Source organism: Streptococcus infantis (assembly GCF_047464715.1).
GTDB lineage: Bacteria > Bacillota > Bacilli > Lactobacillales > Streptococcaceae > Streptococcus > Streptococcus infantis_S.
On sequence record NZ_JASHBJ010000001.1, the window covers coordinates 214,013 to 239,412 of the forward strand.

21 protein-coding genes are annotated in these 25,400 nt (G+C 39.8%); 14 read left to right on the plus strand and 7 right to left on the minus strand.

Going from position 1 to position 25,400, the window contains the following annotated elements; all coding sequences use genetic code 11:
* The first annotated feature begins 128 nt into the window (after positions 1-128).
* Complete coding sequence (locus QM419_RS01075) at positions 129-8,609, plus strand: SIALI-17 repeat-containing surface protein (RefSeq protein WP_414277610.1); 8,481 nt, start codon at positions 129-131, stop codon at positions 8,607-8,609.
* Positions 8,610-8,749: 140 nt separating this feature from the next.
* On the opposite strand, the gene QM419_RS01080 is transcribed toward QM419_RS01075, so the two are convergent.
* Positions 8,750-9,151: a DUF6556 family protein gene (locus QM419_RS01080; RefSeq protein WP_414277611.1), complete on the minus strand. Its 402-nt coding sequence runs from the start codon at positions 9,149-9,151 to the stop codon at positions 8,750-8,752.
* A gap of 136 nt (positions 9,152-9,287) precedes the next feature.
* Between QM419_RS01080 and QM419_RS01085 the strand changes: the two genes are divergently transcribed.
* The 10 genes from QM419_RS01085 to QM419_RS01130 all read left to right on the plus strand — a co-directional run bounded on the left by QM419_RS01085 (position 9,288) and on the right by QM419_RS01130 (position 19,440).
* Positions 9,288-10,430, plus strand: coding sequence for a cysteine desulfurase family protein (locus QM419_RS01085; RefSeq protein WP_414277612.1), 1,143 nt, complete (start codon positions 9,288-9,290; stop codon positions 10,428-10,430).
* 8 nt (positions 10,431-10,438) lie between these two features.
* Positions 10,439-11,653 carry a tRNA uracil 4-sulfurtransferase ThiI gene (thiI, locus tag QM419_RS01090; RefSeq protein WP_414277613.1) on the plus strand — a complete coding sequence of 405 codons (1,215 nt, stop codon included), beginning with the start codon at positions 10,439-10,441 and terminating at the stop codon, positions 11,651-11,653.
* 135 nt (positions 11,654-11,788) lie between these two features.
* Positions 11,789-12,613: an alpha/beta hydrolase gene (locus QM419_RS01095; RefSeq protein ID WP_414277614.1), complete on the plus strand. Its 825-nt coding sequence runs from the start codon at positions 11,789-11,791 to the stop codon at positions 12,611-12,613.
* 21 nt (positions 12,614-12,634) lie between these two features.
* A complete protein-coding gene (locus tag QM419_RS01100; protein ID WP_414277615.1) occupies positions 12,635-13,375 on the plus strand; it encodes an esterase family protein in 741 nt (246 codons plus the stop codon).
* 12 nt (positions 13,376-13,387) lie between these two features.
* Positions 13,388-14,554: an ATP-grasp domain-containing protein gene (locus QM419_RS01105; protein WP_414277616.1), complete on the plus strand. Its 1,167-nt coding sequence runs from the start codon at positions 13,388-13,390 to the stop codon at positions 14,552-14,554.
* A gap of 158 nt (positions 14,555-14,712) precedes the next feature.
* Positions 14,713-15,618 (plus strand): aquaglyceroporin Gla, encoded by a 906-nt coding sequence (gene gla / locus QM419_RS01110; RefSeq protein ID WP_414277617.1) that lies wholly within the window; start codon positions 14,713-14,715, stop codon positions 15,616-15,618.
* Between the two features lie 168 nt (positions 15,619-15,786).
* The gene (locus tag QM419_RS01115) at positions 15,787-16,320 is read left to right on the plus strand and encodes a YutD family protein (RefSeq protein WP_414277618.1); all 534 of its coding nucleotides are present in this window, start codon (positions 15,787-15,789) and stop codon (positions 16,318-16,320) included.
* Positions 16,321-16,336: 16 nt separating this feature from the next.
* Entirely contained in the window at positions 16,337-17,422 is a 1,086-nt protein-coding gene (gene rlmN / locus QM419_RS01120) for a 23S rRNA (adenine(2503)-C(2))-methyltransferase RlmN (protein ID WP_414277619.1), read from the plus strand.
* Position 17,423: 1 nt separating this feature from the next.
* On the plus strand, positions 17,424-17,897 hold the full coding sequence (locus tag QM419_RS01125) for a VanZ family protein (RefSeq protein ID WP_414277620.1): 474 nt from the start codon (positions 17,424-17,426) through the stop codon (positions 17,895-17,897).
* Position 17,898: 1 nt separating this feature from the next.
* On the plus strand, positions 17,899-19,440 hold the full coding sequence (locus QM419_RS01130) for an ABC-F family ATP-binding cassette domain-containing protein (protein ID WP_414277621.1): 1,542 nt from the start codon (positions 17,899-17,901) through the stop codon (positions 19,438-19,440).
* A 101-nt stretch (positions 19,441-19,541) separates the two neighbouring features.
* Here QM419_RS01130 and QM419_RS01135 read toward each other — a convergent pair whose 3' ends face one another.
* From QM419_RS01135 to QM419_RS01160, 6 genes are all read right to left on the minus strand, one after another.
* Positions 19,542-20,834, minus strand: coding sequence for a hypothetical protein (locus tag QM419_RS01135; protein WP_414277622.1), 1,293 nt, complete (start codon positions 20,832-20,834; stop codon positions 19,542-19,544).
* 108 nt (positions 20,835-20,942) lie between these two features.
* Positions 20,943-21,182: a zinc-ribbon domain-containing protein gene (locus tag QM419_RS01140; protein WP_414277623.1), complete on the minus strand. Its 240-nt coding sequence runs from the start codon at positions 21,180-21,182 to the stop codon at positions 20,943-20,945.
* Between the two features lie 27 nt (positions 21,183-21,209).
* Positions 21,210-22,016, minus strand: coding sequence for a peptidylprolyl isomerase (locus QM419_RS01145; RefSeq protein ID WP_414277624.1), 807 nt, complete (start codon positions 22,014-22,016; stop codon positions 21,210-21,212).
* A gap of 65 nt (positions 22,017-22,081) precedes the next feature.
* Complete coding sequence (locus QM419_RS01150) at positions 22,082-22,900, minus strand: HAD family hydrolase (protein WP_414278053.1); 819 nt, start codon at positions 22,898-22,900, stop codon at positions 22,082-22,084.
* Between the two features lie 16 nt (positions 22,901-22,916).
* A complete protein-coding gene (locus QM419_RS01155) occupies positions 22,917-23,660 on the minus strand; it encodes a DeoR/GlpR family DNA-binding transcription regulator (protein WP_414277625.1) in 744 nt (247 codons plus the stop codon).
* 114 nt (positions 23,661-23,774) lie between these two features.
* Positions 23,775-24,308 carry a hypothetical protein gene (locus QM419_RS01160; protein ID WP_263393415.1) on the minus strand — a complete coding sequence of 178 codons (534 nt, stop codon included), beginning with the start codon at positions 24,306-24,308 and terminating at the stop codon, positions 23,775-23,777.
* Positions 24,309-24,492: 184 nt separating this feature from the next.
* Between QM419_RS01160 and rpsP the strand changes: the two genes are divergently transcribed.
* Genes rpsP through QM419_RS01175 form a run of 3 tightly spaced genes read left to right on the plus strand, consistent with a single transcriptional unit; the run spans position 24,493 to position 25,399 of the window.
* Positions 24,493-24,765: a 30S ribosomal protein S16 gene (gene rpsP, locus QM419_RS01165; protein ID WP_004253064.1), complete on the plus strand. Its 273-nt coding sequence runs from the start codon at positions 24,493-24,495 to the stop codon at positions 24,763-24,765.
* Between the two features lie 19 nt (positions 24,766-24,784).
* The gene (gene kphA / locus QM419_RS01170) at positions 24,785-25,024 is read left to right on the plus strand and encodes an RNA-binding protein KphA (RefSeq protein ID WP_000379617.1); all 240 of its coding nucleotides are present in this window, start codon (positions 24,785-24,787) and stop codon (positions 25,022-25,024) included.
* 42 nt (positions 25,025-25,066) lie between these two features.
* A complete protein-coding gene (locus tag QM419_RS01175; protein WP_025168707.1) occupies positions 25,067-25,399 on the plus strand; it encodes a MazG nucleotide pyrophosphohydrolase domain-containing protein in 333 nt (110 codons plus the stop codon).
* Position 25,400 lies beyond the last annotated feature (1 nt).

Genomic DNA, 25,400 nt, shown 5'->3' on the forward strand with positions numbered 1-25,400 from the left:
AAACTCAAACTCCTAACGGATTGTAATGGAGAACAACAAACACCTAGAGAGGACCTCTTGGTCCTCCCTTTTTAAAAGGGAAATGATAACGCTTACCCAATTTAAGCGTGGGAAAGGAAATAAAGAAAATGGGAAAACATTTTTTTGAGAGACGGTGTCATTACAGTATACGTAAATTTGCAATTGGCGCTGCTTCTGTCATGATTGGTGCTAGCATTTTTGGTGTTGGTATGGTTCAAGCAGCCGAAACAGAAGGACCTGCAGAGACAGAAGGAACAGTAACACAGGTTCAGCCCCTGGATAAGTTACCAGCGGATATAGCAGCAGCTATTGAAAAAGCTGAATCAGCAAAACCAACTGATCCTGCTGAAACGAATCCGACTGATGTGGAAGCTCAGCCTGAAAATACTGGAGAAGTAGCTCCAAAACCAGCTGAAACTCCAGTTCCTAAGGAAGAAGCAACACCAAAACCAGCTGAGACTCCAAAAGAAGAAGCCGCACCAGTAGCTAAACCAGCAGAAAAGCCAGTTACTAAAGATTTGGTTGAAACTCCAGATGTCAATCATTTGGAAAAGGCTACTGCGACAGCATCAAACCATGAAGCGAACACACCATTTACAGCTGAGAAGGCGATTGATGGAAATCCAGATACTCGTTGGGCAACTGACCGTGATGTTGTGAAACCAACAATCGAATTTAAGCTTGAAAAGACAACCTTAATCAAGCATGTGGAAATCGATTGGGACCGTCGTGTTCGTGGAGAGCAAAACGATCCAAACATCAAATCTTGGAATCTCTATTATGCAGGTCAAGACGAAGTCAATGGATCAGGTCCTGGAGAATGGAAGTTGGCTCATCAACGCACAGGAACTCCAGTTCTAGATGAAAAAGTTGATTTAAAAGAAGCAGTTCAAGCTAAGTATCTCAAACTTGAAATTACAGATTATCAAGCCGGTACGATGCAATGGAAAAATGTGGGTATCCAAGAAATTCGTGCCTACTCAAACATTCCAGACACTAGTAAACCAACAGATATTCGTCAAGTTACTGAACTAACTGTTGCTGAAGATGGAAAATCACTTGTATTGCCTAAATTGCCTGGTCAAGTTAGCTTGATCGGAAGCAACAAGCAAGGTGTTATCGACCTAAATAATAAAATCTACACACCGCTGACAGAACAACATGTCAAAGTGATGGTCCAACAAACGAATGATAACCATACCTTCACAAAAGAATTTGAAGTTGTCATTAAAGGTTTGCATGCTGATGAAGGCGTGGGAACCAAACCTGCAGTTGCTCCAGCAGTTCAACAATGGTATGGCACTGAAGGTAAAACTTCGATTACTTCAGAAACTGTCATTTCAGTTGGAGATTCTGGATTTGACAAGGAAGCTAAGTTCTACCAAACTGACCTTGAAAATCGTGGTTTGGAAGTCGCAACCGGTAGTCAAGAAGCGCAAAACCGTATTGAGTTTAAAAAGGTTGAAGACAAGGGTTATGGCAAAGAAGGCTACGGTATCACCATTAAAGATGGAGTTATTACTGTAGAAGCAGCGACTAATACAGGTGCTTTCTATGCAACTCGTACCCTCCTTCAATTGGGAGAAAATAACTTGCAAAACGGAGAAATCCGTGATTACCCAAGCTTTAGTCATCGTGGCTTTATGCTAGATACAGGCCGTAAGTTTATTCCTTATGATACGCTTGTAGATATCATGCTCAACATGGCTTACTACAAGATGAACGATCTTCAATTGCACTTGAACGACAACTATATCTTCCTCGATAAACACGTGGAAGGTAAGCATCTCAGCCAACAAGAAGAATTGGATTATGTATTGAAAAATGCTAAGACAGGCTTCCGTGTAGAAACAGATGTTGTTGGTGATAATGGTGAAAAATTAACCTCAAAAGAACATTACACAAAAGATGAATTGCAACAGATTATTAGTCTAGCTAAAGATTTGCATATCAATCTTGTTCCTGAAATTGACACACCAGGTCACGCATTGTCCTTTGTCAAAGTGCGTCCAGACTTGATGTATAAAGGACCACTGAGCGCTAACAAGCATAATGTCGAGCGCGTGGCAATGCTAGACTTGGATAACAAGTACGAAGAAACGCTAGCTTTTGTTAAATCTGTTTATGACAAGTTACTGGTTGGTGAAAATGCACCTCTTCGTGGTGTTTCAACAGTTCATATCGGTACAGATGAGTACTATGGAAGTCCTGAGAGTTATCGCCGTTATGTCCATGATATGATTCAGTACATCAAAGACAAGGGCTTAACACCACGTATTTGGGGTTCACTCACTGCTAAACAAGGAACTACGCCTGTCGATTGGAATGGTGTAGAAGTAGATATCTGGAGCCTTGGCTGGCAAAATCCACAAGCAGCAATCGCCAAGGGTGCTAAGATTATTAATATCTTAGATGTACCAACCTACAGTGTTCCAAGTGGTAGCAACAGTCAGGGACCTTATAGCGACTATGCTAACTATGAATTGCAATATAATAGCTGGGCACCAAATGACTTTACTGCTCGAAGAGGACCACGCCTAGAAGCCTCTAATCCAAATATCATCGGTGGTGGTCATGCAGTTTGGAATGACAACATTGACCTCCATGAAACTGGTTTAACTTCATATGATATTTTTAAACGTTTCTTCAAGAGCATGCAATCAACTGCAGAACGCACTTGGGGTTCAGATCGTGCAGCTAAGACCTATGCAGACCGTATCCAACCAACAAGTGTTTATGCGCCACGTTCAAATCCAGAAAAGACAATAGAAGATAGCGACCTCTTCACAATTAAACCAGAAACTATCAAGGAATATCTTGCTAAGAATGTGAAGAAAACAGAAGCAGGTTTGAACTTCGAAAAAGATTCTAGCATCGAAGGCTTAGTAGGTGATGTTGGTCCTAGTCACGTTTTGAAATTGGATGTAACTGTTACAGGAGATGGAGAACAAGTCTTCTCTACAAGTGGGGACAACCAACTTTATCTTGCGGACAAGGATGGCTACTTAGCTTATAAATTTGAACAATTCCATATTCAATTCAACAAGAAACTTGAGAAAAATAAACGTTATCAAATCTCTGTTGTTACGAAACCACAAAAAACAGAAGTTTATGTAGATGGTGAAAAAGTTGAGCGTATTGCAAATCCAGCTCACCCTCGCTTGGCTCACAATAGCTTGGTACTTCCACTTGAAACAATCGGTGGCTTCCAAGGAATCTTGCATAGTGCAGAGTTGTCAAATGAAGCATTTGTAAACCCACGTTTGATTCCAACAGATCACTTCACAGTTTCTGCAACCAGTCAAGAAACTCCAGGAACGGATACAGAAGGCCCAGTTGAAAAAGCTTTCGATAATGATCCAAATACCTTCTGGCATTCAAAATGGACTGGACATCAGGCTCCATATACCGTTGCTATGAATTTGAATGCTCCTGAAAAAGTCAATGGTTTGACTTATCTTCCACGTCCAGGTGGTGGTAACGGAGTCGTGACCTCTTATGAAATCTATGCTCAAAAAGATGGTCAAATGGTTAAGGTTGCTTCAGGAACTTGGGAAAATAATACTAAAGAAAAAACTGTTAATTTTGCAGCAGTTGAAACTAATAAGGTAGAATTTAAAGTTCTGTCAGGTGTCGCAGGATTTGGTAGTGCCGCAGAAATTCAACTACTCAAGCCACTTTCTGATAGTGAATCAGAAGAGCCAGTTGCTCCAGAAAAACCAGTTACACCTGAGAAACCAGTTACACCTGAGAAACCAGTGACTCCAGAACAACCAAGAGTTGAAGAGGTGAGTGATGGTACAACTGAACTTGCGGATAGCTTTGTAGCTACAAAACCAGCCAGTGATGATGCGATCGCTGCCGCAGCACAAAGTCAAGACTATCTCAAGAAAGAATACAAGGTATTCCCAACACCACAAAAAGTTACTTACGGTGAAGGTGTCACTAAACTTCAAAAACAAGTCAATCTTGTTATGGGAGACCATCTAGATATTTACACTCGCAACCGCTTGAAGAGTGTACTACAAGATCATCAAATCTCTTATACAAGTAGTCAAGCTGCAGTAGCAGGTGCTACAAATATCTATCTTGGTGTTCATGGTCAACATTCACAGGCTGAAAAAGAAATATCTGGTATTTCTCAAGGACTCTTTGATAAGATTGATGCTTATGCTTTATCAATCAAGAACAATACAATCTCAATCGTCGGTAAAGATACAGATGCTGTCTTCTATGGATTGACGACTCTTAAACACATGCTTAATGAAAGTGAAGCTCCAGTTTTACGTAATGTAACTGTTGAAGACTACGCTGAAATTAAGAATCGTGGTTTTATCGAAGGTTACTATGGAAATCCATGGAGCAATGCTGATCGTGCTGAATTGATGCGCTATGGTGGTGACTTGAAGTTGACTCAATACTTCTTTGCTCCAAAAGACGATCCATACCACAACAAGAAATGGCGTGAACTTTATCCAGAAGAAAAATTAGCTGAAATCCGTGAATTGGCGCGTGTCGGAAACCAAAACAAGACCCGCTATGTTTGGACAATTCACCCATTCATGAACAACCGTATCCGTTTTGGTAACGATGCTGACTACCAAAAAGATCTTGAAACCATTAAGGCTAAATTCACTCAATTGATGGATGTCGGTGTTCGTGAGTTCGGTATTTTGGCAGATGATGCTCCAAGTCCAGTTGGTGGCTACAATAGCTACAATCGCTTGATGAAGGACATGACAGACTGGTTGACTGAAAAACAAGCAACTTATGTTGGCCTTCGTAAGGAAATGATCTTCGTTCCAGGTCAATATTGGGGTAATGGTCGTGAAGATGAGTTGAAATCTCTAAATGAAAACCTTCCAACTTCAACTTCTATGACACTTACTGGTGGTAAGATTTGGGGTGAAGTATCAGAAAACTTCCTATCTAACCTTAAGAACAATCTGACTGCAGGTGGTAAGACCTACCGTCCAGTATCCCTATGGATTAACTGGCCATGTACAGATAACTCTAAACAACACTTAATCTTGGGTGGCGGTGAGAAATTCCTTCATCCAAATGTGGATCCTAGTCTACTTTCAGGTATCATGTTGAACCCAATGCAACAATCTGAGCCTTCGAAGATTGCCCTATTCTCTGCAGCTCAGTACGCATGGAAACAATGGAAATCTGAAGACGAGGCTAAGAAAGTAAATGATATCGCCTTCAACTTTGTTGAAACAGGTAAATTTACTGATAGTGAAACATCTGTTGCCTTCCGTGAACTTGGTAAACACATGATTAACCAAAACATGGATGGTCGTGTTGTGAAGTTAGAAGAGTCTGTTGAACTTGCACCGAAATTGGATGCCTTTATGGCTAAGCTAAAAGCAGGTCAAGATGTTAGCGCAGAGCGTGCTGAATTGCGTGCAGAATTTGCAAAACTGAAAGCAGCAGCTCAACTTTATAAAGCGTCTGGTTACGAAAAGATGCGCTCTCAAATCCATTACTGGTTGGATAACACTATTGACCAAATGGATGCTTTGAGTGCTTTCCTAGATGGATCAGAAGCTATTGAAAACAATGATTCTGCTAGACTTTGGGATAGCTACTACAAGGGCTTGAAGCTTTATGAACAGTCTCAAACTTATACTTTCCATTATGTAGACCATGATGAAAAAGCTGAGTTGGGTGTACAACATATCCGACCATTCTTGCTTGGCCTTCGTGAAGTATTGGCAACTGAAGTTCAAAAAGCCCTACACCCAGACCAAGTAATCAGCACCTTTATCACAAACCGTACAGGTGTAGAAGGTGGACTTGCTGAAGTCACTGATGGAGATTTAGGAACACATGCCCTTATCAAATCACCAAACAGTATCCAAACTGGTGATTACATTGGTTTGAAATTTAACAAGGCTGTTCCAATCCAAAACTTAACATTTGCAATGGGAACTCAAGCAAATCCACGCGATACCTTTAACAATGCTAAGGTTGAGTATCTCAATGAAAATGATGAGTGGGTAACAATTTCAGAACCAAGCTACACTGGTAATGAGCCTCTTCTTAAATTTGAAAATCTCAATATCAATGCTAAAGCTGTTCGAATGATTGCTACTTCAGATCGTGATAATACTTGGTTTGCTGTACGAGAAATCGCTGTGAACCGTCCTGTGGAAGTAAGTCGTCCTAAACAGGTAGCCACAGTGACCATCAGTCCAAATCTTATGTACAAGTACAATACGACAGTTGCTCAGATTACAGATGGTCGTGACAATACTGAAGCTATGCTCGCAAATGCTGATCGAACAGATACAACTCCAGTCGATGGTTGGGTTCAACTAGACTTGGGTGGAGTCAAACCTGTAACTAAGGTCCGCCTCGTTCAAGGATCAGGAGATAAATTGGCAGAAGGTGTTCTTGAGTATTCTACAGATGGTACTTCATGGAAAGAATTGGATCGTTTGACTGGTGAACAAACCAAAGAAATTGAAACTCCAATTTCAGCTCGCTACATCCGTGTTCGTAACACCAAGAATATCAATCTATGGTGGCGTATCGCTGACTTCTCAGTTGAGACACGTGCTGGTAATAGCGAGATGACAGACACCAATGTTGAAAGTTTGAAATCAACTCCAGTATATGACAGTCTCGGTCGTTATGACATGCAAATTCCAAGTGGCACTAAGCTTCCAGCTCATAGCTACTTGGGTATGAAGCTAGACCGCCTACACCAAGCTGAAAGCATTCAGGCTATTGGTATTGGAAATCCAGCCCTTGACTTGGAATACTCTCCAAATGCACAAGAATGGTATCCAGCTAGCCAAGTAACTGATAAGTCCTTGGTACGTTATGCTCGTTTGGTCAATAAGACCGACCAAGAACAAGCAGTGACAGCAACATCTCTATTGGTTAAGACAAAAGAAGTCCAACCAACTAAACTGGATTCTACATCTATGGGAATCGATGCCCATTATGGTGCAAATGATGTTCGCAAGATCAAGAATTTGGATCAGTTGTTTGATGGTGTTTACAATAATTTTGTAGAGTTCTCTGACTATGCACGTAAAGATGGTCACATTACCTTGAAACTTGGTAGTGAACGTGAAATCAAGAAGATTAGAGCCTACATCCAAGACGGTACGAAGAACTATCTTCGCGATGGTAAGATTCAAGTAAGTCAAGATGGTAAGACATGGACAGATGTTGTGACAGTAGGTGATGGTGTCGCTAATGAAATGCGTGATGATTCATTGACAGATGGATGGACACATGATTCTAAGATGCCTGGAAATCGCTACATCGAGGGTGAGCTAGCAAGCCCAGTTAAAGCTAATTATCTCCGTGTTCTCTTTACTGCTAATTACGATGCTCGTTTTGTTGGATTTACTGAGTTGGTTATCAATGATGGCGAATTTGTGAAACCAATTAACGATCCAACTGTTCAAGGAAATGGTGGAGAAAGTCGAGGCAATCTTTACACAAATCTTGTAGATGGCAAAGTCTTGACAAGCTATAAGGCTGAGAAAGACCAAGGTGAGCTGGTTTACCACTTGTCAGAACCAACAGATGCTAACCACATCCGACTTGTTTCTAGTCTGCCTCAAGGCGTGGCAGCTCGTGTACTTGCTCGCACTCTGAAAACAGACAGAGATGGTGCTTGGACAGATTTGGGAGCAATTACTTCAAGCTTCCAAACATTTGCAGTGAGAGATAAGGCTCCGTTACTTGACGTCAAACTCATTTGGGAAGGTGGCAAGCCAGAGTTCTATGAAATGACGACTTACTATCAAGAGCTTTCAGAAGAACCTGAGCAACCAACTCCAACTCCAGATCCAGAGCCAACTCCAAATCCAGAGCCAACTCCAGATCCAGAGCCAACTCCAGATCCAGAGCCAACTCCAGATCCAAAACCAACTCCAGATCCAGAGCCGACTCCAAATCCAGAGCCAACTCCAGATCCAGAGCCAACTCCAGATCCAAAACCAACTCCAAATCCAGAGCCAACTCCAGATCCAGAGCCAACTCCAAATCCAGAGCCAACTCCAGATCCGAAACCAACTCCAGATCCAGAGCCAACTCCAGATCCGAAACCAACTCCAGATCCAGAGCCAACTCCAGATCCGAAACCAACTCCAGATCCAGAGCCAACTCCAGATCCGAAACCAACTCCAGAACCTGAAGTACTATCAAGTAAGGGAGATCAAGAACCACCAGTAGTTGAAATTCCTGAATTTACAGGTGGCGTTAATGCTGCAGAAGCGGCTGTTCATGAAATCCCAGAATTCAAGGGTGGCGTTAATTGGGTTGAAGCGGACAAGAATGAGCTTCCAGAATTCAAGGGTGGCGTTAATTGGGTTGAAGCAGCTAAGAATGAGGTTCCAGAATATAAAGAGCCTGTTGCAAACCCAGTTACACCAATTGCGGATCACAAGCCAGCTCAAATTTCAACAAACCAAAAACAAGAACAACCACATGCACCAGCAACTGAAGCAAAAGCTCAACTTCCAGCAACTGGTGAGCAAGATTCAGTAGGTTTAGCATTCCTAGCGAGTCTTGGATTGGTTCTTTCTGCAACCTTTATCAAAAAAGGGAAAGAAGACTAAGTACGAATCTTAATTCGATGCAGAATAGCTTGTTTTAAAAAAGAAAACCAGGGACACTAGTTCCTGGTTTTTTGTGATTCGAAAGTATAGAAAACTGCAAATAAAAAACCAACGAAGTGACCGTTGGTATTGAAAAATGCTTAAGATGCTCCGTTATTAGCGCTAACTCCTGCTTCAGTAGTTGGAGTGTTTGAAGAAGAATCAGATTGCTCATTTTTCTGAGAATTGTTATCTGATTTTGTATCCTCCTTCTTGCTAGGAGTTTGAACCTCTTCTTTTTGAGTTGTTTCTTGATTATTTGGTTGGCTCTGTGCAGGGGAATTGGATTGAGCAGGGCTTTCCTTTTGAACTTCCTTGATAATAGTTGTCTGCGGATTTGTATCTTTTTTATCTTTGTCTTTATCAAAGGCATTCATAATCGTGATACTAGCAGTAATCAAACCTAGAATACTAGCAATCGTTGCGATGGTTTTTTGAAAGACAGTAAACCCTTTTTTGATGTGTTCTGTTTTCGGTTTTGATCTTCTACGATAGTTAGACATAATAGCTCTCCTTTACTATGATTCATTATACCCAAAATCTTTAAAAAAAACTTAAATAAACCTGAACGGCCTTTCTTGTCGCCTGAACTGTTTCGTGTTACAATAGAAGGAGTGATTTTAGAAAGCGTGAGAAACCATGATTTACTTTGATAATTCGGCTACGACCAAGCCTTATCCGGAAGCACTTGAAACCTATATGCAGGTGTCTACAAAAATTATTGGAAATCCTTCTAGTCTTCATCGTTTAGGAGACCAGTCTACCAGAATTTTAGATGCATCTCGTCAACAGATTGCAGATTTGATTGGCAAAAATAGTGAAGAAATCTACTTTACGTCTGGTGGTACTGAAGGGGATAACTGGGTTATCAAAGGAGTGACTTTTGAAAAAGCGCAATTTGGTAAACACATCATCGTGTCAGACATTGAGCACCCTGCAGTCAAGGAGTCAGCTCTCTGGCTCAAAACTCAAGGGTTTGAAGTGGATTTTGCACCTGTAGATGAAAAGGGATTTGTAGATGTAGAGGCCTTAGCAGGTTTACTTCGTCCTGATACCACACTAGTTTCTATCATGGCAGTTAACAATGAAATAGGCTCTATCCAGCCTATTCAAGCTATCTCAGAACTATTAGCAGATAAGCCAACGATTTCCTTCCATGTTGATGCGGTTCAAGCTTTAGCTAAGATTCCGACAGAAAAGTATTTGACTGACCGAGTGGATTTTGCGACCTTCTCCAGCCATAAATTCCACGGAGTTCGTGGTGTTGGATTTGTCTATATCAAGTCTGGCAAGAAAATCACCCCCCTATTAACTGGTGGTGGCCAAGAGCGTGACTTTCGTTCAACGACTGAGAATGTAGCAGGAATTGCAGCGACAGCCAAGGCTCTGCGTCTAGCTATGGAAAGATTGGAATTGTTTGCTAGCAAAACGAGTCAGATGAAGGAAGTTATCCGTCAAGCTCTTCTTGAATATCCAGATATTTTTGTTTTCTCAGGTGAGGAAGACTTTGCCCCTCATATTCTGACCTTTGGGATTAAGGGTGTTCGTGGTGAAGTCATTGTGCACGCCTTTGAAGACTATGATATTTTCATCTCGACAACCTCTGCTTGCTCGTCCAAGGCTGGGAAACCTGCTGGAACCCTGATTGCTATGGGTATCGAAAAGGATAAAGCCCAGTCAGCAGTTCGTCTCAGTCTAGATCTAGAAAATGATATGAGTCAGGTAGAGCAGTTCTTGACCAAGTTGAAATTAATCTACAATCAAACTAAAAAAGTAAGATAGGAGTATTCATGCAGTATTCAGAAATTATGATTCGCTATGGTGAGCTTTCAACCAAAGGCAAAAACCGTGTGCGTTTCATCAATAAACTACGTAATAATATCTCAGACGTTTTATCCATCTATCCTCAAGTCAAAGTCACAGCAGATCGCGACCGTGCCCACGCTTATCTGAATGGGGCAGATTACGAACCAGTGGCAGAGTCTCTCAAGCAAGTTTTCGGGATTCAAAACTTTTCTCCAGTGTATAAGGTTGAAAAATCCGTAGAAGTTCTGAAGTCTGCTGTTCAAGAGATTATGAAGGATATCTACAAGGAAGGGATGACCTTTAAAATCTCAAGTAAGCGAAGTGACCATAACTTTGAGTTAGACAGTCGAGAACTCAACCAAACTCTTGGTGGAGCTGTATTTGAAGCCATTCCAACTATTCAAGCCCAAATGAAAAATCCTGATATCAATCTGCAAGTGGAGATTCGTGAGGAAGCGGCCTACCTTTCTTATGAAACTATTCGTGGTGCGGGTGGTTTGCCGGTCGGAACTTCTGGTAAAGGCATGCTCATGTTGTCAGGGGGAATTGATTCGCCTGTAGCTGGTTACCTAGCTCTGAAACGTGGGGTAGATATCGAGGCTGTTCACTTTGCTAGCCCTCCATACACAAGTCCAGGTGCTCTCAAGAAAGCGCAAGATTTGACTCGTAAATTGACCAAATTTGGTGGCAATATTCAGTTTATCGAAGTACCATTTACTGAAATTCAAGAAGAAATCAAAGCCAAAGCTCCAGAAGCCTATCTGATGACACTGACTCGTCGCTTTATGATGCGCATTACAGACCGTATCCGTGAAGTGAGAAAAGGTTTGGTCATTATTAATGGTGAAAGTCTTGGTCAGGTGGCAAGCCAAACCCTAGAAAGTATGCTGGCTATCAATGCCGTGACCAACACACCAATTATTCGTCCAGTCGTGACCATGGATAAGTTGGAAATCATTGATATTGCACAAGAAATTGATACCTTTGAAATCTCTATCCAGCCATTTGAGGACTGCTGTACTATTTTTGCGCCAGATCGTCCAAAAACAAATCCTAAGATTAAGAACGCGGAGCAATATGAAGCACGTATGGATGTCGAAGGATTGGTTGAGAGAGCAGTAGCGGGAATCATGATTACTGAAATTACACCTCAGGCTGAGAAGGATGCAGTCGATGAGTTGATTGATGATCTCCTTTAATCAGAAAAACCAGAGGAAAAGATAAAATAAGTAAAAAAAGTTAGTTTATTGTCTTAAATTTGGACGGAAACTGACTTTTTTTCTATTTTTATGATATAATTAGGTAAAATTTTGAATATAGAGAGTTTTCTGACAATGAATCAATCTTATTTTTACCTGAAAATGCGAGAGCATAAACTCAAGGTTCCATACACAGGTAAGGAGCGACGGGTACGTGTTCTTCTACCAAAGAACTATGAGAAAGATACGGATAGAAGTTACCCAGTTGTCTATTTCCATGATGGTCAAAATGTCTTTTATAGTAAAGAATCCTATGTTGGTCATTCTTGGAAGATTATCCCGGCTATCAAGCGTAATCCGGATATTAGCCGTATGATTGTGGTAGCTATTGACAATGATGGCCTAGGCCGTATGAACGAGTATGTAGCTTGGAAATTCCAAGAGTCTAACATCCCTGGTCAGCAGTTTGGTGGGAAGGGTGTCGAGTACGCAGAGTTTGTCATGGAAGTGGTTAAGCCTTTTATTGATGAAAACTATCGGACAAAATCAGACCGTAAACACACTGCCATGATAGGATCTTCTCTGGGTGGGAATATTACCCAGTTTATTGGTTTAGAATATCAAGATCAGATTGGTTGCTTGGGAGTTTTCTCATCAGCTAACTGGCTTCACCAAGAAGCCTTTGATCGCTATATCGAGCGTAAAAAACTTTTGCCTGACCAACGAATCTTTATCTACGTTGGAACGGAAGAAGCAGATGATACTGATAAGACACTAATGGCTGGCAATATTAAGCAGGCCTATATCGACTCATCCCTTCGCTATTATCATGATTTGATAGCAGGAGGAGTGCAGTTGGAAAATCTCTCTCTCAAGGTTCAGGCTGGAGCCATTCACCATGAAGTGCCATGGTCAGAGAATCTTCCAGCTTGCCTACGCTTTTTTGCAGAAAATTGGTAAATTGTATAAAGGAGACAGGATATGAATATTGAACATCTTAGCCACTGGAGTGGACATCTAAATCGTGAAATGTACGTCAACCGTTATGGACATGCGGGTATCCCTATTGTGGTCTTTCCTTCTTCAGGTGGTAGCCACAATGAATACTATGATTTTGGCATGATTGATGCTTGTGCGTCCTTTATCGAGGAAGGCCGTGTCCAGTTCTTTACACTTTCAAGTGTCGACAGCGAGAGCTGGCTTGCGTCTTGGAAAAACGGGCATGACCAAGCTGAAATGCACCGTGCCTATGAACGTTATGTCATTGAAGAGGCTATTCCTTTTATCAAGCATAAGACAGGTTGGTTTGACGGCATGATGGCGACAGGTTGCTCAATGGGAGCTTACCATGCACTCAACTTCTTCCTCCAACACCCAGATGTCTTCACGAAAGTGATTGCATTAAGTGGTGTCTACGATGCACGTTTCTTCGTTGGAGATTACTACAATGACGATGCCATTTATCAAAATTCACCAGTAGACTATATCTGGAATCAAAATGATGGCTGGTTTATCGATCGTTATCGTCAAGCTGAAATTGTGATTTGTACAGGTCTAGGTGCCTGGGAACATGATGGCTTACCTTCTTACTACAAGCTTAAAGAAGCCTTTGATCAAAAACAAATTCCTGCCTGGTTTGCAGAATGGGGACATGATGTTGCCCATGACTGGGATTGGTGGCGCAAACAAATGCCGTATTTCCTTGGTCACATGAGTCTATAAAAGGAGTCGCTTATGAATTATCTTGTAATTTCACCCTATTACCCACAAAATTTCCAACAATTTAGTATTGAACTAGCTAATAAAGGAATTACAGTTCTAGGGATTGGGCAAGAACCCTATGAACAACTAGATGAACCATTGCGCAATAGCTTAACGGAGTACTTCCGAGTTGATAATCTTGAAAATATTGATGAAGTCAAGCGTGCTGTTGCCTTTCTTTTCTATAAACATGGCCCAATTGACCGTATAGAATCACACAATGAATACTGGCTAGAGTTGGATGCTGCCCTTCGTGAACAGTTCAATGTTTTTGGTGCTAAACCAGAAGATCTTAAGAAGACTAAGTTTAAATCTGAAATGAAGAAACTCTTCAAAAAAGCGGGAGTTCCTGTGGTACCAGGTGCTGTCATTGAAACAGAAGCAGATGTTGACAAAGCTGTGAAAGAAATTGGACTTCCTATGATTGCCAAACCTGATAATGGAGTGGGAGCGGCAGCTACCTATAAGCTAGAAAGTCAGGAAGATGTGGACAAGTTCAAGCAAGAATGGGACCACTCAACCATCTATTTCTTTGAAAAATTTGTCACCTCTAGTGAGATTTGTACCTTCGATGGTTTGGTAGATAGAGATGGAAATATTGTCTTTTCTACGACCTTTGACTACGCACATACACCCCTTGATCTCATGATTTACAAGATGGATAATTCTTATTATGTTCTCAAGGAGATGGATCCAAAATTGCGTAAATATGGTGAGGCAATTGTCAAAGAATTTGGCATGAAGGAACGTTTCTTCCATATTGAGTTCTTCCGTGAGGGTGATGATTATATTGCCATTGAGTACAATAATCGTCCAGCGGGTGGCTTTACCATTGATGTCTATAACTATGCCCATTCTTTTGACTTGTATAAGGGATATGCAGCGATCGTTGCAGGTGAACCATTCCCAGCTTCTCAATTCGAGCCCCTATACTGTTTGGCGACATCACGCTGTGCTAATGCCAACTATGTTTATTCAGAAGAAGATTTGCTGGCTAAATATGGAAACCAGTTCAAGGTCAAGAAAATTATGCCAGCAGCCTTTGCTGAATTGCAAGGAGACTATCTCTATATGCTAACGACACCAAGTCGTGAGGAAATGGAACAGATGATTAAGGACTTTGGTCAGCGCCAAGAATAATCAATACCAGGACTTAACAAACTCTCTTTGTTAGGTCTTTTTTGTAGAATTGAAATAAAAGCGTTTTCTCACAGGATTCTTTTAGAAAATCTGTTGCTAAAAGCCCTAAAAATTGATAGAATAGGGACTGTCTAAAAAATATTAAGGAGAATCTATCAATGGATTTCACATGGGCAGTCAAATATGCCACTGAATTTTTGGGAACAGCCATCTTGATTATCTTGGGTAATGGTGCAGTTGCCAACGTTGAACTTAAAGGTACGAAAGGTCACCAAAGTGGCTGGCTCGTTATCGCTGTTGGTTACGGTATGGGGGTTATGATCCCTGCCTTGATGTTTGGTAATGTTTCTGGTAACCACATCAACCCAGCTTTCACACTTGGACTTGCAGTTAGCGGACTTTTCCCTTGGTCACAAGTAGCGCAATACATCATCGCACAAGTTTTGGGAGCAATCTTTGGACAAGCCTTGGTTGTTGCAACTCACCGTCCATACTACTTGAAGACAGAAAACCCAAACAACATCTTGGGTACTTTCTCAACAATTTCAAGTATTGACCACGGAACAAAAGAATCACGCTTTGCAGCTTCAGTTAACGGTTTTATCAACGAGTTCGTTGGTTCATTTGTACTTTTCTTTGCAGCACTCGGTATGACAAAGAACTTCTTTGGTGCCGAATTGCTTTCTAAAGCTCAAGGATTGATTAACGATCAAGTTGCACAAGCGACTGCCCAAGGTCAAACAATTCCTCAAGAACAAGTTACTGCAGCTCTTGAACAAGCAAAAACTCAAGTAGCTCCATTCTTGTCACCAGGACTTGCTGTTGGACACTTGGCTCTTGGTTTCCTCGTAATGGCCTTGGTTACTTCACTAGGTGGACCTACAGGACCAGGTTTGAATCCAGCTCGTGACTTTGGACCACGTCTTCTTCACGCAGTACTTCCAAAATCAATCCTTGGTGAACACAAGGGTGATTCAAAATGGTGGTATGCTTGGGTACCAGTAGTTGCACCGATTGCAGCTGGTATTGCAGCAGTAGCACTCTTCAAATTACTTTACATGTAATCTTTAAAAAACTGGGAAGACCCAGTTTTTTTCTTTTTCAAAACTAGAAATGTTCTTCAACTCCTAAATGCTTAAATCGTCAGACTTTTTTCATTTTAAAACTATAGGTGAAAATATGGCAAAAATATGGTAAAATAGAGTATTAAGTAAACGTTAAAAAGGAATATTATGCGTAAAGAGATTGCACCCGAATTATATAATTACAATAAATTCCCTGGTCCTGAATTTCATCTATCTGGAGATAAAGTCGAAGCTGAAGGGTTTACCTTTACCTTGGTTGAAAATAGCAAGGACGCTTTTGATGCAACAGCATTTACTCAACGCTTTTCAGAAGTTTTAAACAAGTATGATTATATTGTAGGAGACTGGAGCAATGAGCAGCTACGCTTACGTGGTTTCTACAAGAATGAGCGAGCTGAAGAGTCTCTCGAGAAAATCAGCCGTTTACAAGATTACCTACTTGAGTATTGCAGTTATGGTTGTGCCTATTTTGTCCTAGAAAATGAAACTCCTAAACGAGCACCATTTGACCAAAAAATGCGCAAGAGAGAAGAAGAGAAAGACAACCGTAAAGGGAAGAAAACATCTCAAAATAAAAAAAGAAATAACACGGACAAGAGAAATAGACGACGTCGTAAGGAACAGAAAACTCAGAACGAAGAAAAAGGGCAACGTCATTTCGTCATCCGTCAGAAAGATTAGAGAATAAGGAGAAAACATGAAACCGTCGATTTATAGTTTAACACGCCAAGGCATGCAAGAATGGGTCTTGGAACAGGGCGAAAAGAAATTCCGTGCCGACCAAATCTGGGAGTGGCTTTACCGTAAACGTGTTCAGACATTTGAAGAAATGACCAACTTGTCTAAGGATTTGATTGCCAAACTCAATGACCAATTTGTAGTCAATCCCTTGAAACAACGCATCGTTCAAGAGTCAGCTGACGGGACAGTTAAATATCTCTTTGAATTGCCAGATGGGATGCTGATTGAGACAGTTCTGATGCGTCAACACTATGGTTTGTCAGTCTGTGTAACAACTCAAGTAGGATGCAATATCGGTTGTACCTTCTGTGCATCAGGTTTGATCAAGAAGCAACGTGACCTCAATAACGGGGAAATCGTTGCGCAGATTATGTTAGTTCAAAAATATTTTGACGAACGTGGACAAGATGAACGTGTAAGCCATATCGTTGTAATGGGTATCGGAGAGCCATTTGATAACTACAATAACGTTTTGAACTTTATCCGTACCGTCAACGACGATAAGGGAATGGCAATTGGTGCTCGCCATATCACTGTATCAACTTCAGGTTTGGCCCACAAGATTCGTGAGTTTGCTAATGAAGGTGTGCAGGTCAACCTTGCTGTTTCTCTTCATGCACCAAACAATGAACTTCGTTCAAGCATTATGAAGATTAACCGTGCCTTTCCAATTGAAAAACTCTTTGCTGCTATCGAGTATTATATTGAAACAACTAACCGTCGCGTTACTTTTGAATATATCATGCTAAATGAAGTGAATGATGGAGTTGAACAAGCACTTGAGTTAGCTGAATTGCTTAAGAATATCAAGAAATTGTCATACGTTAACTTGATTCCTTACAACCCAGTTAGTGAACATGACCAATACAGCCGTAGTCCTAAAGAGCGCGTCATGGCCTTCTATGATACTCTCAAGAAAAAAGGAATCAACTGCGTCGTTCGTCAGGAACATGGTACTGATATCGATGCAGCTTGTGGACAATTGCGTTCAAATACTATGAAGCGTGATCGCCAAAAAGCAGTAGCTGAAGTAAACCCATAAGATGAATCGAAAAAAAATACTAATTTTGGGAGTGCTATTATACAGTCTTTGTATCGTCTGTTTTTGCTTTACTCCTCAGCCTCAACTTCCTACAGGAGTGGAAACTCCAGGTATTCAAACTTTTGGACGCCTGGTTTTTCTTTTGACGCCTTTTAACTCCTTTTGGAAACTGGGTGAAGTGACTAGCCTTCTGCAACTATTCTGGATATTTTTGCAAAATGCCTTAAATATCCTTTTACTATTCCCACTGATTTTCCAACTTCTCTATCTCATCCCTAGTCTAAGAAAAACGAAGAAAGTGATTCTTCTCAGTTTTCTATTGAGTCTAGGAATCGAATGTACACAGCTAGTTTTAGACTTTTTCTTTGATTTTAATCGGGTCTTTGAGATTGATGATTTGTGGACCAATACCTTGGGTGGCTACCTGGCTTGGCTTCTCTATAAACTATTAGATAAAAACAAGATAAGGAATTAGAATGAGTATCTTAGAAGTAAAAAATTTAAGTCACGGTTTTGGTGACCGTGCAATTTTTGAAGACGTATCTTTTCGCCTCCTCAAAGGTGAACATATCGGTCTGGTCGGTGCCAATGGTGAAGGGAAATCAACCTTTATGAGCATCGTGACTGGTAAAATGCTACCTGATGAAGGTAAGGTGGAGTGGTCTAAATATGTGACTGCCGGCTACCTGGACCAGCACGCCGTGCTCAAAGAGGGTCAAACTGTGCGTGATGTTCTTCGTACTGCCTTTGACGAATTATTCAAAGCCGAAGCACGTATCAATGATCTTTACATGGAAATGGCAGAAGAGGGTGCTGATATTGATTCCTTAATGGAGGAAGTCGGAGAACTGCAAGACCGTTTGGAAAGCCGTGATTTCTATACCTTGGACGCTAAAATTGATGAAGTGGCGCGTGCCCTTGGTGTCATGGACTTTGGGATGGATACGGATGTAACAGCCTTGTCAGGTGGACAAAGAACTAAGGTACTTTTGGCCAAACTCCTTCTTGAAAAACCTGATATCTTGCTTCTTGACGAGCCAACTAACTACCTCGATGCCGAACATATTGACTGGCTTAAACGTTATCTCCAGAACTATGAGAATGCCTTTGTTCTCATTTCTCACGATATTCCTTTCCTAAACGATGTAATCAATATCGTCTATCACGTTGAAAATCAACAGTTGACACGCTATTCAGGCGATTACTACCAGTTCCAAGAAGTCTATGCCATGAAGAAATCACAACTGGAAGCAGCCTATGAACGTCAACAGAAAGAAATTGCGGATCTCAAGGACTTTGTGGCTCGAAACAAAGCACGTGTCGCAACGCGTAACATGGCTATGTCTCGTCAGAAAAAATTGGACAAGATGGATATCATCGAGCTTCAAAGTGAGAAACCAAAGCCGTCCTTTGAATTCAAAACTGCTCGTACACCTGGACGCTTTATCTTCCAAGCCAAGGACTTGCAGATTGGGTATGACCGTCCCCTTACCAAACCCTTAAATCTTACCTTTGAACGCAATCAAAAGGTTGCCATCATCGGTGCCAATGGTATCGGGAAAACAACCCTCTTGAAATCTCTTTTGGGAATTATTCCACCAATTGCTGGGGAGGTTGAACGTGGGGACTACCTAGAACTCGGCTACTTTGAACAGGAAGTGGAAGGCGGTAATCGCCAGACGCCTCTAGAAGCAGTCTGGAATGCCTTTCCGGCGCTCAATCAAGCAGAAGTCCGTGCAGCCCTTGCTCGCTGTGGCTTGACGACTAAGCACATCGAAAGTCAGATTCAAGTCTTGTCAGGTGGAGAGCAAGCCAAAGTGCGTTTCTGTCTCTTGATGAACCGTGAGAACAATGTCCTTGTTCTTGACGAGCCAACCAACCACTTGGATGTGGATGCCAAGGACGAACTCAAACGTGCTTTGAAAGAATATAAAGGCTCTATCCTTATGGTTTGCCACGAACCAGATTTCTATGAAGGTTGGATGGACCAAATCTGGGACTTCAATGAGCTAACATAATAGTCATCAAAAAGCCAAGTCTATACGACTTGGCTTTTTTTACGAGGGTTGCAAATAGTAGAAATCGTACTGCTATTGCACTGTTTTAGTATCAAAAATAACTAATTTGTTTGATTTCCCTCGATTACATCCTCTTCAAAGTGCCCAACGCCATCTTCAACAACAAATGGGCAGGTAACTTCAACTTTCTTCTGTATTCTATTTTCATAATAACAATTAATGTTATAAATTCCATCGGAAAATGAGTTTTTTGGTAAAGATAAGAATTTTTCCTTTAAGGTCTCCACAGGACTACCATTTTCTACCTTGATTTTCGAAAGGTCGAAATCAAAATCGAGAGTAAGACCTTTGTTTTTCATGAAATCTTTTGTTGTAATATTATAAAAACCAGCAGCGTCAGAATCCCCTTTTTCTCGATTGCTGACAGCCTGCTTAATCATTGCAACATAGTAGTTTTCTATAGGATATTTTCTAAATTCAAAACTAGAAACAGATACTACTGGTTTGGCAAAGAGTTTATTTATTTTGTCAGCAGTATCATTTTTGATACTATCTTCTTCTTGTTGAAGATTTGGTCTCTCTTGGGATACATTTAGTAAGAAGTCAAACTCGTCTTGTTTGACAGTATTAAACAGTTTTTTTTCTTTGTCGTTAAGAAGGGTTTCGAGATCTATTCCTGAAGGAAGATAGAAATTTGATAAGTGTTCTCCATCCATTGCATGAATTTTTGCGTCAGTATATTTTTTTAAAATAGTTCCATCCGATAAATTTTCGGTATACGTTAACTCATATACTGTTCCATTAAACATTTCAATCTCTCTATGTTTATCAGTTAACTCAACTTTACCCTTTAGTCCAAGTGATTGAAATTCTTCAGCGAAAGAAGGAGCCGTGTATTTAATTGATGGAGAAGTAGTTGTGACCATTGCTAGGATAGTGAGAAAAATGATCATACCCCCAAAGATAAAGCCAAATATGGCAGAATTATCTTTCCCTTGCCCTAGCTTTATTGTCTGATAAATAGCAATCATGATAATGATAGAGTATACAATACTTGCGCAAACCAGTACGGGATAATTATCAATGTAATTAAGTGGTGCCCCCTTAAAACCTACTATTTGCATGAAAAATCCAATTGTAGCTAGAACCAACTGTATAGTACATGTATTTTGAATCAACTCATTATCTTCAAAGGAGGCTTTTAATTTTGAGATATCTCTAAAAATAAAAATATTTCCTAGTACTATTCCAGCATATGATGCGAAAAATGCTGGCCACAAGATTATAAAAGCAAAACCTCCAGAATCATAAGTAATCGAATAAACGATATTAAAGACTAAATATGTTGGCAAGAGTAAACCAAGCCGGAATAGGTTTATTTTATAGGGTTTCATAGGAAAACCTCCTCGTTACTATTAACTAAATTATATCATATTTGAAGCATAAGAGAACGCTTACATAAAAGTGAAAATAAAAAAGATAGGCCCGATGACCTATCTTTTTTAATAGTTTAAATATTGTTCAATATCAGATTTTTGAATTTCTTTACCGTAATGACAAATCGGGCAAGAAACGAAATAAGTTTTTCCGTAAGGAAAGAGTGGAATCCAGTAAAGAGTAAACTTACGTCCGTATTCTGTAATTTCCCAAGTATCAACATTGTTACAATGACCGCATTCGATAGTAGTCTGTGTATGTCCCAATACTTTTTGGTAACCTTTTGACCCCCAAAATAGAATCATTTTTACATCTCCTTATAGTTAATGGTGTTATTGTTTACTGAAATCGTAGTCTTTAACAATTTCGATACTATCGATAGTGATAGCAGTAGTTGGTTTATCTTTTTCGTCTTTTTCAGCCTTGGCAATTTTATCTACTACATCCATCCCATCAATGACTTGACCAAAGACGGGGTGTTTCCCATCGAGAGTAGGATTTCCACCTTCTTTATAGGCTTCGATAATTTTCTTAGGATAGCTACTTGTTGGAAGTTTAGCAGAATAATCTGTTGTACTTTGGTTGATAAAGAATTGGCTACCATTTGAATTTGGTTGACCAGTATTAGCCATTGATAAAGAACCACGGATATTATAGAGGTATGGAGAAATTTCGTTTTTAAAACCTGTTCCCTTGTCCTTGGTTTTATCCTTGTCATGCCAGATAGATTCACCACCTGTTCCATCTCCCTTAGGATCCCCAGTTTGTACCATAAATCCATCGATTACACGGTGGAAAGTCACACCATTGTAGTAACCTTCTTTAGCATGAGTAAGGAAGTTTTCAACTGCAAGTGGTGCTAACTTTGGAAAGAGTTTGATACGAATATCACCCAAACTTGTGTGAAGGATAGCTTCAGCTTCGTCTTCAGCTACTTCCTTAGAAAGTTGAGGGAAGTTAGCATTTTCATTTGTTAAGGCGTTTTTCAAATCCTTCTCTGCTTGAGTAGCGGCTTTAGAACTTTCTTCAGCAGCAATTTTAGAATCTACGTAATCATCACCACGAAGTGCACGTTGGATACTTGTACATCCACCAAGAGCAAATGTTGAAATGAGTAGTAGTGTAGCTAATTTTTTCATATTAGTCCTTTCAAAAATCATTTTTACCATTGTACCCTAAAAGGAAGTGGATTTCAAATTTTCAATTAAGAATGTTTATCTAACACATGTAACTTTATAGCTTTACTTACTCCATTTTGTTCATTAGAGTCAGTAACTGCTTTTGCACAAGTTTTTACTTCTGTAGGAGCGTTTCCCATTGCAACACCAAGTCCAGCAGTCTCAATCATTGGAATGTCATTATAATTATCTCCAATCGTCATAATTTCAGTAAGTGATAGTTGATAATAGTTGGCTAATTCTAATAAAGCTTGTTTTTTGGATACTTGATTATGTGTGACTTCAAGATAGTTATCCTTCGAGAGGTAAAAGTCAGTTTGAGGGAAATCCATGGTTGCTAATGTCTCTTTAAGTTTCTGGATAGTAGCGGAGTTATCTATTAGTAAAAGTTTATGAACAAGAGTTTTCTCGTCTTTTATAAAATCTGCTAAAGATGTAACTTTTGGACTTTCTCCAGTAATAGTTGCTTCGATTTCTACCCATTCATCAATAGTATTCACAAGCCAATCTTTTCCAGAATAAACATTGATAGAAACTGTCGGGAATTCTTTTTTTAAGAAGTCATGAAGTAAGAGCAATTCGCTTTTATCAATAGAATGCTGACTTAGGATTTTATCTCCTAAACTGATGAGTGCTCCATTATAGCAGGCAATGGGACAGTCGGTGATGCCAAGCTCTTTAGAAATTGGCGCTATACCGAGAGGAGATCTAGCAGAAGCTAAAACAAAAGGAATATCACATTGTTTTAAAAGTGGCATCAGTTCTATCAAATGAGAATCTACTTGGTGATTTTTATCCAAAATAGTACCGTCAATATCACTCACGATTAACTTTATTACTGACATATGTTTCTCCTTTTTATTAAAATAGAATAGTTGTTTTGCCATCTAAAGATTGTTGAATTTCTAAGTCGGGTTCTTTGTCTGTAATCCAATAATCAAAATCAGTAAGTTCGGAAAGAATATAATGAGAGTGTTTGTTTATTTTGCTAGTTTCAGCTAACAAGACGCGAATTTTACTAGTTTTAAATGCTCTTTTTTTTATTAGAACATCTTCTTGATCCTCAAAGCTAACTTGTCCGTCTGAAAGACTAGCTGCACCAAAAAATGCTATGTCAAATTTAATTCTATTCAAAGATTCGGATTCTTCTAATGAGTAATAGAAACGATTCTTTTTATGAAATCGTCCACCGATAATGTGAAAATCAACATTTTCATTTTCTCCTAAGACCAGTGCATTATCCAATGAATGGCTGAAAATAGTAACCTTTTTATCAGTTATTTTTGCTAACTCAAGTACAGTTGTTGAAACATCATAGAAAATTAATTGTGAATCAGAAATGAGTTGGGTAGCTAAATGAGCAATTTTCGCTTTTTCTTTAGAAGATTGTTCTGCTCGACCTTGGAAACCAAGAATTCTTTGCTTTTGAATTGGCAATAAACCTCCATGAGTTCTTTTTGCTCGTTTCTCCTTTGCGAGAATAGCAAAATCTCTACGGATGGTATCTTTGGAAACATGGAAATATTCAACCATTTCTTTTGCTGATAGACTTCCTCTATCCTCTAAAAGTTTTATGATTTCTTCTAATCGTTGTTCTTGGTACATAGGAATTCCTCCTTTTTTAAATACTATACTCTTTCTGTAAGTGTTTGTCAATAATTATAATGACTTGTAAGTCTTTTGAAAATTTACAAAAAAAAATCAACCAGTCTTGGTTGATTAAAGATTCTTTTTAGGATGGCGGTCAATGATTGCCTGATGGTCCTTGAGAGCCTGTTCTCCTTTTGGAGTTAGTTTATAACCGCGAATGGAAAAGAGACTAGCTAATTCCTCTTCTGAAAAATGGTTATGAAGGGCTTGATCCAAGTCGGAAGCCTTCATTTTGGAAAGTCCAGTAACTCCCTTCTTTTTTAGGATATTCTTTTTCATAGTAGCATTGATATGATCCAGCGATTCAAAAGCAGTTTCGACAAGAGCATAGCCTTTTTCAACAAGCTTATCTAAATGTTTTGGTGCGTCAATTCCATAAGTATACTCAAAATACTTTGGAAACCAAGTTTCAGTGGTGAAAGTTCCAAAGTTGATTCTCCAGAGGAGGATAATATCACCTGCAAGAAGATCGTCCTCTAGTAGTTCCATATTGCGTTTTGGAACAGGCTTAGGGTTTAGTAGCCAAGCCTCCATATCACGATTAGGAGAGATATAGGGCTTGACAGGGTAGTCTTTATAGATAGAATTTAAAGTAGTATTCATAAAATTTCTCTTTCTCTTTCTTTTTTCCTTACCAGTCTAACAAATTTCAAAAAAAAATTAAAAATATTTAAACTCTGTCAAGTTTTTTTCTTGACACCTATCAGAAATCTGTTATAATAGAACATGTGGTAAATAGCCTAGCTATTTGACCGAACTAAAAAACAAAAGAAAAGAGATATAAAAAATGGCAGTAAAAATCCGTTTGACTCGTATGGGTTCTAAGAAAAAACCTTTCTACCGTATTAACGTAGCAGATTCACGTTCACCACGTGATGGACGTTTCATCGAAACAGTTGGAACTTACAACCCACTTGTTGAAGAAAACCAAGTAACTTTGAAAGAAGACCGTATTTTGGCATGGTTGGCTGATGGAGCTCAACCTTCAGATACAGTTCGCAACATCCTTTCAAAAGAAGGCGTATTGAAGAAATTCCACGATTCTAAATTCTCAAAATAAGTTTAAAGTAGGTTGACAGATGGATACGATTGAAAATCTCATTATTGCAATTGTGAAACCTTTGATTTCACAACCAGATGCCTTAACTATCAAGATTGAAGATACACCAGAATTTTTGGAATATCATTTGGATCTTGACCAGAGCGATGTGGGTCGTGTAATCGGTCGTAAAGGTCGCACTATCTCAGCGATAAGAACGATTGTCTACTCTGTCCCAACTGAAGACAAAAAAGTAAGAATCGTTATTGATGAAAAATAAGAAAAGCGAGACAAAGTCTCGCTTTTTTTGCAAGGAGAAGGAATGAGAGATTTAACAGTTAGACAACTTGAGGAATACTTACTTGATCATTACCAACAATCTAGAACAGAAGAAGGACTTTTTATCAAACTAGTGGAAGAAGTTGGAGAAGTCGCTGAGGTTTTAAATGGACGTTCAGGTAGAAAAGAGGGTGTCCAAGATTCAAACGAGGAATTGGCAAAGGAGTTGGCAGATATCATTCACTACACAGTAGCAATTGCAGCTATCAACCATATCGACCTAACAAAGACCATTTTTGAAAAAGACAAGAAGGCAGCCATCAAATATCAGCATGAACAAGATTTGGAAGGCTTTTTAGCAAGAAACCATCCATAGT